At 62.7% G+C, this 14,292-nt stretch carries 11 protein-coding genes; 10 read left to right on the forward strand and 1 reads right to left on the reverse strand.

Annotated features, from left to right (window positions below):
- Positions 1-125: 125 nt before the first annotated feature.
- The 6 genes from PV773_RS14190 to PV773_RS14215 all read left to right on the forward strand — a co-directional run bounded on the left by PV773_RS14190 (position 126) and on the right by PV773_RS14215 (position 9,014).
- Entirely contained in the window at positions 126-1,598 is a 1,473-nt protein-coding gene (locus tag PV773_RS14190; RefSeq protein WP_347967053.1) for a DUF6212 domain-containing protein, read from the forward strand.
- A complete protein-coding gene (locus tag PV773_RS14195; RefSeq protein ID WP_347966963.1) occupies positions 1,585-4,260 on the forward strand; it encodes a glycosyltransferase in 2,676 nt (891 codons plus the stop codon). Before PV773_RS14190 ends, PV773_RS14195 begins: the two co-directional genes overlap by 14 nt.
- A 40-nt stretch (positions 4,261-4,300) precedes the next feature.
- Positions 4,301-5,479 (forward strand): polysaccharide pyruvyl transferase family protein, encoded by a 1,179-nt coding sequence (locus PV773_RS14200; protein WP_347966964.1) that lies wholly within the window; start codon positions 4,301-4,303, stop codon positions 5,477-5,479.
- A 45-nt stretch (positions 5,480-5,524) separates the two neighbouring features.
- Positions 5,525-6,697, forward strand: coding sequence for a polysaccharide pyruvyl transferase family protein (locus tag PV773_RS14205; protein WP_347966965.1), 1,173 nt, complete (start codon positions 5,525-5,527; stop codon positions 6,695-6,697).
- A 151-nt stretch (positions 6,698-6,848) separates the two neighbouring features.
- Positions 6,849-7,991 (forward strand): glycoside hydrolase, encoded by a 1,143-nt coding sequence (locus tag PV773_RS14210; protein ID WP_347966966.1) that lies wholly within the window; start codon positions 6,849-6,851, stop codon positions 7,989-7,991.
- 84 nt (positions 7,992-8,075) lie between these two features.
- Positions 8,076-9,014, forward strand: coding sequence for a hypothetical protein (locus tag PV773_RS14215; protein WP_347967054.1), 939 nt, complete (start codon positions 8,076-8,078; stop codon positions 9,012-9,014).
- 71 nt (positions 9,015-9,085) lie between these two features.
- Here PV773_RS14215 and PV773_RS14220 read toward each other — a convergent pair whose 3' ends face one another.
- Positions 9,086-9,721: an ankyrin repeat domain-containing protein gene (locus PV773_RS14220; protein ID WP_347966967.1), complete on the reverse strand. Its 636-nt coding sequence runs from the start codon at positions 9,719-9,721 to the stop codon at positions 9,086-9,088.
- Positions 9,722-10,104: 383 nt separating this feature from the next.
- Between PV773_RS14220 and PV773_RS14225 the strand changes: the two genes are divergently transcribed.
- The 4 genes from PV773_RS14225 (at position 10,105) to PV773_RS14240 (ending at position 14,260) form a co-directional block, all read left to right on the forward strand.
- Positions 10,105-11,118: an ABC transporter substrate-binding protein gene (locus PV773_RS14225; RefSeq protein ID WP_347966968.1), complete on the forward strand. Its 1,014-nt coding sequence runs from the start codon at positions 10,105-10,107 to the stop codon at positions 11,116-11,118.
- A 92-nt stretch (positions 11,119-11,210) separates the two neighbouring features.
- Positions 11,211-12,047: an ABC transporter permease gene (locus PV773_RS14230; RefSeq protein WP_347966969.1), complete on the forward strand. Its 837-nt coding sequence runs from the start codon at positions 11,211-11,213 to the stop codon at positions 12,045-12,047.
- A gap of 17 nt (positions 12,048-12,064) precedes the next feature.
- Positions 12,065-12,946 (forward strand): ABC transporter ATP-binding protein, encoded by an 882-nt coding sequence (locus tag PV773_RS14235; protein WP_347966970.1) that lies wholly within the window; start codon positions 12,065-12,067, stop codon positions 12,944-12,946.
- Between the two features lie 387 nt (positions 12,947-13,333).
- Complete coding sequence (locus PV773_RS14240; RefSeq protein ID WP_347966971.1) at positions 13,334-14,260, forward strand: amidohydrolase family protein; 927 nt, start codon at positions 13,334-13,336, stop codon at positions 14,258-14,260.
- The last annotated feature ends 32 nt before the right edge of the window (positions 14,261-14,292 follow it).

The raw sequence follows: 14,292 nt of genomic DNA on the forward strand, positions 1-14,292 counted from the left end.
GTCGCCAGCGATAATTATTGATACGGGTTTCATTGACTGGTTGTCGCGGAGCTATTCCGATCAAATGGCAATCAAAATCATCAATGAGATTTCGTTATTATTGAGGGCGCTGCGTGCACGGGGTGATGTCTTCTCGCGAGAGGCAATCGGCAGCGAAGGTAAGGTTGATTGCGGCGTCCGATCGGGACCGTGCCGCTATCGAAAAGGCCGGCATTGAAGATCTGGCCGTCTTCCTTGACGGCGACGCTCACGCTCAGCCGATCCTGCGCAACGCCTTTCCTCTCATCGCCGTCGCCTTTTCCGAGGCATCCGAAGCAGATCTGAGGCATGCCCTCATTGCGCTCCGCCGGCTCGGTACGGTGCCCGAGATCCCCGTTCAGCGGCTCGATGCGAAGAATGGGGCAGAGATGTGCGCCCTTATCCGTTCGCTTGCCGAAGGCGGGGTGGGGCGGCTTTCCCGGTTTTCCGCCTCGGTCGCCTCGGAACTCGCCATGCTGCGGCGAGAGCGGGAGGTGATGCTCGAAAACTACCGTGCGCTCGAAGATGCGTTCCAGGCACGGAACTGGGAGCCGGTCGCGGAGACCTTCGGGCATGATCCCCATGTCGATCCGAAGGACGAGGGCATCGGCCAGCTCCTGTCGAGCGCCCATGTCGAGCAGCTCCTGCCGGTTTCCAGCCAGGGCGTGGCCGGCGTCGCCCTCCATCTCCACTCGGTGCCGAAGGATGGCGCTGAGCTGGTCGTCACGCTGAGCTACGTCGAGAGCCGCGAAGGCGTGGCCGAGTGGAGCGTTCCCGCTTCAAAGCTCGTCGCGGACTGGAATTTCTTCTCGCTGCCGCGGGCGTGTGGAGGCGGGCAGAAGACGTTGCGGCTGCGGGTGTCCTCCACGGGGCCCGAGGTGGTGGGGCTGTCGCTCGGCTTCCCCATCGCCAGCGAGCGCTATACGGCGCGCTCGGAAGTCGCGCACCCCGACCTTGATCTGCGGCCTCTGGCATTCCGCGTGTTCACCGGACTGCCGGGCGTCAGGCCCACCCGGATGCCGAACATGATCGCACCGACCGACCTGCTCGACGGCCAGTTCATCGAAGACTATCGCCTGGCGCCCGATCTCCTGAGCCGAATCGTCGACGTGTCGGTCACGCCCGTCGTGCCCGAATTCCAGACCGTCCGCTTCCTCGAGCACGAGCATGCGGTGGTGTGCCACCCGCTCAAGAGCGGGATTTCCGCCGGCGCCGTCAGTCGCGCGGTCGAGCCGGGGACCATTTCCTTCTCGGCAAGCGCCGTGATCGATCATCCCCAGGGAGCTCCGGCGGCGGTCAGTTTTCTGCTCGCTCCGGCCAATTCCAATGCACGGTCCGAGGTGGCAGAGCTGGTGCGCAAGGGCACGGCGAAGCCGACGGCCTTCTTCAGCGGCTGGCGCGAGGTCGGTCCCGACAGGTCGGTCAGTATCAATATCCACATGGACGAGCCGGTGCGCGCGCCGATGGATCTCATGATCCTGAGCCGTGCGGTCACCGACTCGGTCGATTTCTCCTGGCTCAAGGTGTCCGGCTTCCGGCTCGTCAAGCAGTCGGGGGAGGCGCTCAATGCCCGCCGGTAAGGACGACCTGATTGCCGTGGCGATGCCGCTTTACGGCCATGCCGCGCTGGCGCTCGAAGCGCTCGAGTCCGTTCTGGCGTCGACGACCTCCAACTGCAGGATAGCCATCGTCGTGTCCGTCGACGGCGACCCGCGGCACGAGGCGTTCGACCTGCTGCTGCTCTATGCTGCCGCCCATCCTTCGGTGCATGTGGTGTTCGGCCCGAATGCCGGGCCGGGCGGGGCTCGCAACCGCGCGATCGACTACGTGCTCGAAAACCTGCCCGAGGCTCGGGCGGTCTATTTTGTCGATGCCGACAACAGAGTTTTGCCGGGTACCATCGAGACGCTGTACCAACAGCTGCTCTCCAGCGGTTGCGGCTGGGTCTATACAAACATCGATACCTTCTCGGTGAACTGGCGCGCGCACTACGGCAATCGCTATTCACGGCTGGTTCACTGCATCACCGACAACATCTGCGACACCGGCTCGATGATCTCCATCGATGTCTTCCAGGCGGGCGTGCGCTTCAACGATGACAGGCAGAACGGTTTCGAGGATTGGGAATTCTGGCTTTCCTGCATTGAACAGGGTTTCGTCGGCAGCCCATCCCACGACACCACCTTCGAGTACCGGCTGCGGGCTGAAAGCCGCTTCAAGGAAGCTAATCGCGACCGGGCCACGTCGGTAAGTTTCCTCAGGAAGCGCCACAAGGCGCTGTTCCAGCGCCCGATGCTCGTCGATTTCGAGCATGAGGAGTGTCCGCGCTATCTCTTCGTGCGGACGGAAGATGCCGCCATCTCGTTCTTCACCGATCCGACCAAGTCACCGCGGATGCTTCGCCTCGACGACATCATCCCGGATTTCTGGGCCAGCATCGGTGAGCCCGACAACGTTCATTTCCCGCCTTTCCTGATGGCCGGCAGCGGCGCGACGCTCGATCTGCTAAGGCGGTCGCGCATGCTGCCCAATGTGCTTTGCCATCTCGAGCGTCTGAGCGAGAAGGCCAACATCGTCTTCGTCCAGCTCGGCAATGATTCCACGCAGCGCAAGGTCGAGCCGATCGTCCTGGCGTCGGGCGCGCCGCAAGTCGCGCCGGCCGATCTCATCTTCATTCCGACATCGCTTGTTCGCGACGTGATCCAGAACAACGCGATGGACTGGTTCGCCTCAATCGGCAACCAGCAGATATGGCCCACTTCGGCCATTCTGAAGGTGCGCTTCCCGTTCCCGAGAACCTTGCCGCGTCGGTCCCTGATCACGCCCCAGCAGGTGATGATCAACAGCATCAACGCCATCGCGACGAGCCCGCTGCGCCGGACTGCGGGCGGGCGCTGGACCTGGCGGCCGGCGCGGCTCGTGCCATTTGCGGATCTGCACAAGTCGCTGCGGAAGGAGATCGGCGGCTCGCCCGTCCTGCCGCTTGGCCACAGCGAGGCCGGCAAGCGGACGGCCGCGCTGCTGGTGCCAAATGCTTCGTTCGGCGGCGCCGAGAAGGTGATCTACGCGGCCGCGCGCGAATTGAAGAGGGCGGGATATGAGACCCACCTTTTCGTGCTTGGCACGCTGCGCATGGATGTTATCGACGAGTTCGACGCGACCTTCGACCATATCCATTTCTGGAGCGAGGGAATTCCGGCCTGGGGCGGCTCAGGCCTATTCCTTGGCCAGGACTTCATCGCCGAGCACCATGAGGTCGACTGGGGCGGGCTGAAGGGCCAGCTCTCGGGCTTCGACCTGATCGTCAACAACCACGTGATGTCGGTCCATCCCGTGATCGCGCGGCTGCGATCGGAAGGAACGCGCACGGCCTGCTATCTGCACGTCGTCGACAACACTTCGTTCATGAGGCCCGCCGGCCAGCCCTTCGCGGCAATCGCCCACGAACACTGCTACGACGCCTTCCTGACCTGCTCGGAGCAGCTCAAGATCTATCTGCACAGTTTCGGTGTCCCCCATGAGAAGGTCTTCGCCGTCCCCAACGGCGCGAGCTTCTCGGTGCCGCCCAAGGCGCTAGCCGAAGTGCTGTCGGTCAGGCGGATAGAGCGGAAGGACGACCGGCTGCGGCTCCTCTATATGGGCCGGTTCGATCAGCAGAAGGGTATCGACCGCCTGGCCGCGACAATTGCGGAACTGCACGCCTCGCGCGTTCCCGTCGACATCAGGGCGATCGGCGGGGAGATTCTCGCCGATTCCCGCGTCTCCTGGACGGAGCAGCTCAAAAGCCTCGGCGTCGACGTGCATCCGCCGGTCTTTGCCAGCAAGGACCTGATCAAGGCGCTGGGCTGGGCGGACGTACTGGTCATGCCCTCGCGCTGGGAAGGCGCCCCGTTGATGATCGCCGAAGCGCAGCAGCTCGGCTGCGTTCCCATCGCCACCGGGGTCGGCGCGGTGGACGAGCTCATCGCGCATGGCGAAGACGGCATCCTCATCAATGCCGATGTCGACTCCCAGGTGGTGCGGCAGATGGCCAGGGTCATCGAAGAGGTCGCCCACGATCGCGGCAAGCTCGCTCCGCTCATGGAAGGCTGTCTCCGGTCGGCGGCGCGCCGGTCATGGGCAGGTTCCTTCTCGGAGTTCCTCGGCTGGTGCGACGGAGCGGTGAACAATTCATCGCTGTCGCGCGCAACGGTCATGCATCGGCGCGAGACGCCGAATCCGGAGGTCGCGGCCGTAGGCTGAACGATCCCGCCTGATCCAGCAAATAGAAAGGTCTAGTTGTATGCGCCCAAGGATCCTCGTGACGGGCATTCCTGGTCACTACTCGCGCCTTGCGAACGGCGCCCACGGATTGTCCGTCTCCTATTCGGAGCGGCAGAAACAGCCGGAGACAAAGGACGAGTTTCTTCAGGAACTGCGCAACATCAGCAATACCGGCAACTATCTGATCGGCGAGGGCGCCCTGCGTGCGCTCGCGCCCCATGCGAAGCAGGTCCCCTTCTGGCACCTCTACAATTGCAGCCGCAACGGGGAGGGGCTCGACGAGTTCAATGCCAATTTCGACATCTGCGTCTTCACCTGCGCAAATCTCCTGCGCAAGGGGCTTTCGGCGGACGCGGAAGCGGAAGTGCTGGGCAAGCTCAAGATGCCGATCGTCATGCTTGGCATCGGCCTCCAGAACCGGAGGGATCTCGAAAATGCGCTGCCGGAGGGGACGAAGCGGCTCCTGAGCGTCCTCAAGGAACGGGAGCACTATTTCCTGACGCGCGGTTTTGAGACCACGGGCTTCCTGAAGGACCAGGGTTTCTCCTTCGTGCGGCCGACCGGCTGCCCGTCCGTCTACTTCATGCCGGACAACATGCGCCGGGCGCTGAAGAAGCTCCCCAGCGTGCAGGTTGGCAAGGCGCGGACTATCTTCTCAGGCTATGTCGGCGGCAATCACGATGCGATCCTCGACGCCAATGCGCTGAACCCGGAGGGTTCAACGCCCCAATATGTCGTGCAGGACGAATTCCTTCATTTCGACATGCGGGTGGAGCCGGACAGCGGTGGACGCATCTACGATTCGGCCTCGGGAGCGATGATCGGCGACCTTGCCTACCCGGGCGCCGAGCGGCTGAAGACGCCGTTCGAGGTGCGCACCTTCTTCGACACGAACCAGTGGCGGGCCTGGGCGTCCTCGATGGACTTCAATTTTGGCCGCCGTTTCCACGGCTCGATCATCGCCATGCAGGCGGCGGTGCCGAGTCTCATGGTGGCAGTGGACGACCGCATGCGCGAGATGCTGGGGTTCACCGGCCTTCCGGCCGTCGATGCGACCGATCTCGACAAGGCCGAAAACCGGGCCGAATTCGTTGCGGGTCATCTTGCCGGCCTCAACACGTCCGAACTGGTCGATCGCTATTCCGATCGCGAGCGGAATTTCCGCACGACGCTGCGCGAGATCGGCATCGGTCAGTAGCGCACCGCGAGAATCCAGGCCTCAGCCACAATTTCAGGGAACATCATGCGCATCCTGCTAACGGGAATCCCATCATATCTGCAGCGAACCGTGTCGAGCGTATCTGGGGCGGAGGTTCGTCACAGGCCCTATTTCGACGACATCAGAACCAAGTCGGAGCTGATTGAGCAGGTCAGGAAGATTGCCAATACCGGCAACTACCTGATCGGCGAGGGCGCGGGCTACAGCCTGAAGGCGCATGACGTCACCTACGTGCCGTTCTGGCACCTTGCCCGCAGCTGCGGGTCGGAAGACGTCTACGATCGCCTCAACCAGGAGTTCGACATTTGCGTCTTCGCCTCGGCCAATCTCCTGCGGCCCGGATACTCCGCGGATCTCGAGGCGGAAGTGTTCGAGAAGCTGAAGATGCCGGTCGTGGTCATGGGCATCGGCATCCAGCGCAAGGAAGGCCTCAAGGACAGCCTGCCTGCCGGCACCCAGAAATTCCTCGATGTCCTCAAACGCAAGGAAAGCTTCTTCCTCACGCGCGGCTACTTCACCGCCGAGTTCCTGAGGGAGCAGGGCATGAAGTTCGTGAAGCCGACGGGCTGTCCGTCGCTCTATTTCTCCCCGGCGGGGATGGAGCGCTCCCTCGCCGCCCTCGCCAACCCCGACCTCGCGCAGGCGCAGAAGATCGCCTTCGGCGGGTATCTCGGCAGCGTGGCCGACACGATCGTCGACGCCCATGCGCTGCTGAAGCCCACGAGCGTCGCAAGCTATGTCGTGCAGGACGAGGTGGTTGCCTACAATCTGTCCTTGCCCGTCGACGATGACACCCATGTCTATGACCGGGCCAGCGGTCGGATCACCGGCGCGACCTCCTACAAGCATTCCGAAAAGTGGCAGCGGCAGCATGAACTCATGGTGTTTTTCGACACCAATCAGTGGCGTAGCTGGATCGCCTCGCGCGACCTCTGTTTTGGCCGCCGTTTCCATGGCTGCATCATCGGCATGCAGGCCGGCGTGCCGGCCCTGATGATCGCCGTCGATGACCGCATGCGCGAGATGCTGGAATTCATCGGCTTCCCCTACATCGAGGCGGCTACGTGGAATCGCGAGGCCGACAAGAAGAGCTATCTCGCCAACTTCCTCGCCAAGATCGACACTCAGGCCGTCATCGACCGATATCGGGCTTGCGAAGCCAATTTCCGCGGCGCTCTCGCCCATGTCGGCCTCTAGAGCATTTTGCAGCCCGACGGGATCGTCTGGCGTTGCACAAATGCGACTACGAAAACCCGTAGAGCGGTGGAATTGCATTCGTCAGAATGCCCCCCGCTCTAGCTTTGCAATCGGCAGGGCAAGGCCAGGCCGGCTTTTGACAGGCATCTTGTTGCTGGCGTCCTTGGCCGTTGCCCAGGTGCCGGTTGCCGATGCCGGCCAGGCGGAGGATGTCCGCATAGGCGTCAACCGACTGAACCTCGCCTGGCTCTCCCGCAGCGATCAGGAAAGGGTTCTGGGCGAGATCGCGGCGAACGGCGTCACCCACGCCCGGCTTTCGCTGTCGCGACCGGTCGACAGGAGCATCGACGCGCTCGAGATCGCAAACCGCCTGGGCATTCGAATCCTTCTCGAAGTCCAACTCACGAACAAGAGCTATTTTCCCGAGACGGCTCGCCCCCGAACCGGTTTCGGCCGCATCTGGGACATCCATCGGCTCTCGGCTCTCGATCTCGACCTCTACCGCACGGGACTGCGCGGGGCGCTTCGGCGCATCGACGCCCTGGGCATCCGCTTGGAGGCGATCGAGCCCGGGAACGAGATCAACCTCGGCGCCTACAACGGGGACCTTCTTGTCTATCCACGAGCCGGCGACCGGACCCCGCGCGGCATCGCCGACCTTGCAGACAGGGCGGCCTTCGAGCGCGGGCTCGACAACTATCTGGAGGCCGTCAGGATCACCGGCGAGGAAGTGCGGGGCACCGTTCACAGCCGCGACGCGATCATCGTTTCGGCCGGCCTTTCCGACCTCACTGCCGGCGAGGCGGACAAGAGGGGCATGGAGCGGCTCGACCCGGGCGAGGTCATTGCCCTGCTGCGCGAAAGGGGCATCGACAGCTTCGTCGATGCCTACGGCATTCATGTCTACCCAGGGCAGAAATCGGCGTCGGTCCTCGCCGATCGGGTGAAGGGCCTGCTCGATTTCTGCCAGCCGTCCGATGCCGGCAAGCCGTGCTGGGTGACCGAATGGGGGATCGCCAACACGGCGCGCGCCTGCCCCGTCGACGATCGAAGACGGGAAGGCGCGGTGCGCGCCATGCGTGCAGTCTTCGAACAGCTGGTCGATGCTGGGCGGCTGACTGCGGCCTTCTACTACGACTGGGACACCGAGCCGTCATACAGCCTTTGGCGTTGCGGGCGATTGAGCCCCGCCGGCGCGATCGCCATCGAGCCAACCGGAACCGATGCGGCGCCGGCCAACGATGCGATGCTCCATCCAGCGCCTGCGGCGGGAGCTGTTCCAATGTCGCCCTGAGCGAAGTTCCGGAATTGTAGCGCGCAATATGGTCGAGCGGCGAACTATATTGTCATGATCCTGCCGTTTCATGGAAAATTCGGCGTGCTTGTTTATTCAGACGATTACCTGGAGGTAATTCATCGCCCGGCATCGTCGTCTTGCATTCTCGTGACTTTCAACGAGATGGAAATGCAGGCAAACGGCAGCCGCTTCTGGGGGCAGCGGTTCTGCGAGAAGGCCGATTTTGCTGCGCTCGGCTTCATCAGCCGGCGCCCCAACTGGTTTCCGGCGGCGAGCATTGAGAAGGCCGCCGCCGCGACCGCCGCGATCCTGCGCCAAGCTTCCGAGCGTATCCTCTATGGTCACTCCCAGGGTGGCTACGCGGCGCTCCGCTACCGCCTGCTCCTCAACGCCGATGTTGCCATCGCCTTTTGCCCGCAATTGTCCATCGACCCTGCGGCAGTCCCCTTCGACGGCCGATTCACTCGTCATTTTGCTCCCGCCCTGCATGCCGACATGGAGATCATGCCCGAGCATGCGGCCGGCCGCGCCTATGTCTTCTATGACCCGTTCCATGCCGTCGATCGCATGCATGCGGAATGGATTGCGGAAAAGCAGAGGGAAACGCGTCTCCTTCCCGTCCACATGACTGGACACGGCACGGTCCGCGCCTTCGCCGGTACCGCTCGCGGACTGGCGCTTATCGAATCCTGCCGCGCCGATGATGTGCCCGGACTGCGTGCGCTTGCCCGTTCGGTCCGGACCGGGGCGGCGATGCGACCCTACCAGGTCGCACTCACCGCAATCGCGCGCCATCCCGCCTGGGCCGACCGGCTCAGCGCGCGCTTTGGCAATGGCTTTTCGTCAGTCGAACGGGTCAACTTCCTCTACCACCGGGCCAACCGCCACATTCGCGATGGCGAACTCGCGACCGCGCGCGACCTGCTTGTCGAAGCGATGGCCCTTCAGCCGAACAATTTGGGTCCTGCCCGGCGCCTGCAGGAACTTGACGCGCGTATCGTCCGCACGAGCCGGACATAAGTCCTGATCCGGCGGCGGTAGCCGACAGGTGCGAGCGGGGTTTGGGCACCCGAGCGATAACTGGCCGTCCCTTACTTGCCTTCGAAGAAGTTGGTAATCACGGCTTCCAGCTTTTCGATGAGTTGATGGTTGTGGCTGCTTCCGGCCCAAATCAGTGCATTTATTCTCATTTCCTTGTTGAGGAAATTGAGTTTCCCGGAATCCAGAAGGAAGTCTGCGATCTCGTGGTGCTGCCCTTTGATGGCCTCGATGAGGGCGTTGTTTCTACCCGTCTTATCCATCAAATTTGCGTCGGCACCTCGGGCTAGAAGCATCTCGACGACATCCAAATGTCCGTTTTTTGCGGCTTCGATAAGTGCCGTCCTTCCGTAATATTCGGCTCGCGCATTTATATCTATGTCCCTATGCTTCAAGAGGGCAGAGATACACGCGCTGTGTCCCTTGGCCGAAGCAAGGCTTAGCGGCGTACTCTTCCATCTATTTCTAGAATTCACGTCGATTTCCGGATGTCCGAGCAGCGTTTCGACCACTGCCGTGCGGGCATTGAGGGCTGCAAGGTGAAGTGCGCACCAGCCGTCGCCATCGGTCTCGTTGACGTGCGCGCCAGCCGCCACTTCCGTCCGAACGGCTTCCACGTCGCCTTTCTCTGCAGCGGCCAGCAGGTTCGACCAACCCCTGTCCGCTTCGGCTCCCAAGCTGTTGGCCAAGGCAGTTGCCTCCCAGACACGCTCAGCCACAGTAGCATGATTTCTTCCGGTCGGCGCGAAGGCGATCGTTGGTATTGGAAGACCTGTCGCGCAAGGCTCGTTGACAACGAGCCTGGTTCACGCCTTTAATGGCCACGTGAGTATAAGCGCACCAATCTCTGCACGGGGAACAGCGGGGAGATAATTGCTCACTCATTGGGCGTGCCAATGAGTGGAGCCGCGCTAGAAAACCCAGCAAGTCTCAGCTCTCGGTAGGCCTGTCGTGGTTCCGTGGTCGATCGTTCGGCCTCCGCGAAGCGCGTTTTCGCGGTCTGCCAGAAATCGGTCGTCTCCGGAGATCGAAGTCCCATGCGCAGCGCGCAAAGCGGACGAGGGAGGAGACTATGCAGAGATTCTTTTGCGGGCTTGCCGCCGCCATACTGGCAGTTCTGACAATTCCAGCTGCAGCACAGGAACTCACCAAGGTGCGCTTCCTGCATGAGTGGCGTTTCGAGGGGCATGTGTCGCCCTTCCTCGTCGCACTCGACAAGGGCTTCTACAAGGAGGAGGGGCTCGACGTTACCATCGACCCCGGCACCGGCAGCCTCGACGGGATCAACCGCATCGCCGCGGGTGCCTACGACCTGGGCCAGATGGACCTCAATGCGTTGATCAAGTACCGCGACGCCACCGATGCGGTGCCGATCAAGGCGGTGCTCATCACCTACAACAAGCCGCCCTTCGCCATCCTGACGCTCAAGAAGAACAACATCACCACGCCCAAGGATCTCGAGGGTCGTATCCTCGGTGCGCCGGCAGCTGACGCCGCCTATTCGCACTGGCCGATCCTCGCCAAGCTCAACGACGTCGACAGCTCCAAGATCAAGATCGAGAATGTCGGCTTCCCGGTGCGCGAGGCACTGCTGGCCCAGGGCCAGGTCGACGCCGTTACCGCCTTCAGCAGCAACAAGCTGGGCGTGAAGGCGGCGGGCGTGGCCGACGGGGACATCGGCATGCTGTTGATGAGCGACTTCGGTCTCGACCTCTATGGCAGTGCCGTCATGACCAACCCGGCCTTCATGCGCGACAACCCCGATGCCGTTCGCAAATTCGTCAAGGCGACAATCAAGGGCTTCTTCTCGGCCTTCGCCGATCCCGAAGGTGCGATTGCGAGCCTGCGCAAGTACAACCCGGTAGCCAAGGCCGACATCGAGCTGGAACGGCTCAAGCTGGTGACCCAACTCAGCTACCTGACCGACGATGTCCGCCAGAACGGTTTCGGCGACGCCGACATGGGTCGCCTCGGCCGCTCGATCGAGCAACTCGCCATCGCTTTCCAATTCAAGAACAAACCCAAGCCCGAGGATGTCTACACGGCGGAATTCTTGCCGCCCAAGGACGAGCGCCTGGTCGAGTGACGCCGTTGCGCCGGCTTCCTGCCGGCGGCCCCGAGGTTGCTGCGCCGTGGCCGCGAGAGCCAGGTGCGGTTCAAGCTGGACTGGATGATGACATGACCAACACGAGCTTTGTCGAGGCCAGCCCGTCGAATGGCGGGCCCGACACGGTCAAGAAGAACCTTGACATCTGGTGGTACGGCGAGAAGGTCGGCGCCCCCTTGCTCTTCGCGCTGGCTCTGATCGTCTTGTGGGAGGTGACCTGCAGGGTATTCAACGTACCCGAAGTCATCCTGCCGACGGCATCGGCGACCTTTTCGGCGCTGTGGGAGTTCCGCGAGGTGATCTGGCAGAATGCTCTGGTTACCTTGTGGACGACGCTGGTCGGCTTCCTGCTCGCCATCGCCGTCGGACTGCTCATCGGCGTTGCCGTCGGCTGGCACCGCGCGGTCTACTCGGCCGTCTACCCGATCCTGATCGCCTTCAACTCGATCCCCAAGGTGGCCGTCGTGCCGGTGCTGATCCTCTGGTTCGGCCTGGGCACCGTTCCGGCGATCCTGACGGCGTTCCTGATCTCGTTCTTCCCGATCGTCGTCAACGTGGCGACGGGCCTGGCGACGGTGGAACCCGAACTGGAGGACGTGCTCAGGGCGCTCGGCGCCAGCAAGCTGACAGTTATGACCAAGGTCGGCATCCCGCGCTCGCTGCCGCATTTCTTCGGCTCGCTCAAGGTGGCGATCACGCTCGCCTTCATCGGCGCCGTCGTGGCCGAGACCTCAGGTGCCAGCAGCGGGCTCGGCAAGCTGATGCTCGATGCCCAGGCCGCGTTCCAGGTGCCGATCGTCTTTGCCGCGCTGATCGTGCTCTCGGTGCTCGGCATCCTGCTCTATGCCGTCACCGCGCTGATCGAGCAGCGCTACACCGGCTGGGCACATCGCTCGAGCAATCGCTGAGCAAGGGGGAGAAGGACATGTATACGGAACAAGATACACGGCCCCTGCAATCCCTCGGCGAGTCGGGTGGTGCAAGCGGCAGCGGGCGTTCCGCGCCCGGTTTCGTCGACGTTTCGGGCGTCACCCTGTCCTATGGCGGGCCGGGCGGTCTGAAGGCCGTCGACGACCTGACGCTGTCGGTCCGCGAGGGTGAGTTCGCCGCCGTGGTAGGCCCGTCGGGCTGCGGGAAGTCAACGCTGATGAAGCTCGCCACCGGCCTGGTCATCCCGCAGAAAGGCAATATCGCCGTTGACGGCAAGCGGGTCACACAGCCGCTGTCGATCGTCGGCATGGCGTTCCAGAACCCGTCGCTCCTGCCCTGGCGGACGACGCTCGACAACATCATGCTGCCGCTGGAGATCGTGTCGCCGCATCGTGAGCGGCTCAAGGCGCACAAGGCCGAATATGTGGCCCGCGCCGAGGCGATGCTGTCGCTGGTCGGTCTCAAGGGCTTCGGCTCGAAGTTCCCCTGGCAGCTTTCCGGCGGCATGCAGCAGCGCGCCAATCTGTGCCGGGCGCTGATCCACGAGCCGGGCCTGTTGATGCTCGACGAACCCTTCGGCGCACTCGATGCCTTCACCCGCGAGGAGCTGTGGGGCGTCATCCGCGACCTGCACCAGGCCAAGGGGTTCACCGTGATCCTGGTGACGCACGATTTGCGCGAGGCGGTCTATCTCGCCGACCGGGTGTTCGTGATGAGTGCGCGGCCGGGACGGGTGCTGCTCGAACGCGAGGTCGACCTCGAACGGCCGCGGCCGATCGAGCTGACCTACACCGCCGAGTTCAACGCCATCGTCCACGAACTGCGCGAGATGATCGCGCAGGCGCGTGCCGACACGCCGCGCATCGGCGCTGCCTGACGTCATTTTCCGGTGCCGGTGGCGGCGGCGCCGGAGTTGATGTGGTTCTGTAAGCCTGGGGCATCGAAGCCAATATTCGATGTCGATATACTTTGTTGTTTTCAAATCATTGTTTCGATATTCGAATATATCTCGCTAATCATTGAAAAAAGACTTTGAATTTTCCTTCCGGCAAGATAGAAACATTCTTGTCAGTAGAAGCAGAAAGCCGCGTTTCGGTCGCTGATACGCGAAGAATTCGGTCGGGAATTGCTGGCAAGCGATCGCGTAGACCGCAGCCCGACGGAGCTTTCTGATCTTGCCTTCAGCAAAGTTGTCGCCGGACTCCGGCAACGTCGCTCACGGCCGCGCCGTGATGCGGAACGACGTCAACTTTGGAGACGACTGATGATTATCGACATTAGCTGCTATCCCACCAAGCTGGTGGATCTGGCGTGGCGGCACGATGGCGAGCCGTTCACGGGCGAACGCCTCATCAAGATGATGGACGGGCCCTATTATGTGAACGGCAAGCCGCGCCGCATCGACAAGGCCTTCATCCAGCCGCCGCAAGGCAACACCATCTACACCCACGGCTACGGCGACCTGACCGGCAAGGCGGCCATTCGCGACTACATGTCCTACACGGTCGAGATGGTGCGGCAATACCCCGACCGCTTCCTCGGCTGCTTCGTCTACAACCCGCGCTATGGCACCCAGAACGGCGCCGAGGAGATCGAACGCCACGCCAAGGAATATGGCTTCAAGATGGTGCAGCTGCAGGCGAACATGCACGCCTACCGGCCGGACCGTGCGCTCGACTGGCTGCGGCCGGCGATGAAGAAATGCGCGGACCTCGGCCTGATCGTGAAGGTCCACACCGGCGACGGGCCCTACAGCATCCCGACGGAGTTCTACCCGATCATCCGGGAATTCCCGTCGGTCAACTTCATCCTCGGCCATTTCGGCGTGCAGACGGGAGGTGTCTACGTCTTCGAGCCATTCCAGATGGCAATGGATGCGCCCAACGTCTATGCCGAATCCGGCTGGTGCCTGCAGTCGCGCATCGTCGAATTTGCCAAGGAGCTGCCCAAGCACAAGCTCCTGTTCGGCACTGATACCCCGCCCAACGAGCCGGGCATGTGGCTGCGCCTGCTCGAGGTGCTGTGCCACGAGCCGCCGCAGGGACTGAATCTCGATGAGGACACGCTCGAGGACTATTTCGGCAACAACATCGCCCGGATGATCGGCATCGAGCCGACGCCGCCGCCGCGCACCATGGAAGATGCCCAGGCCCGCCTGAAGGACAGCTATGCCAGCTTCCAGCCGGCATGAGACGGCCGCACGCCCGCTTTCGTGAATTCGGA

Origin of the sequence: Mesorhizobium sp. CC13 (genome assembly GCF_039907765.1) — a bacterium.
Taxonomy (GTDB): domain Bacteria; phylum Pseudomonadota; class Alphaproteobacteria; order Rhizobiales; family Rhizobiaceae; genus Aminobacter.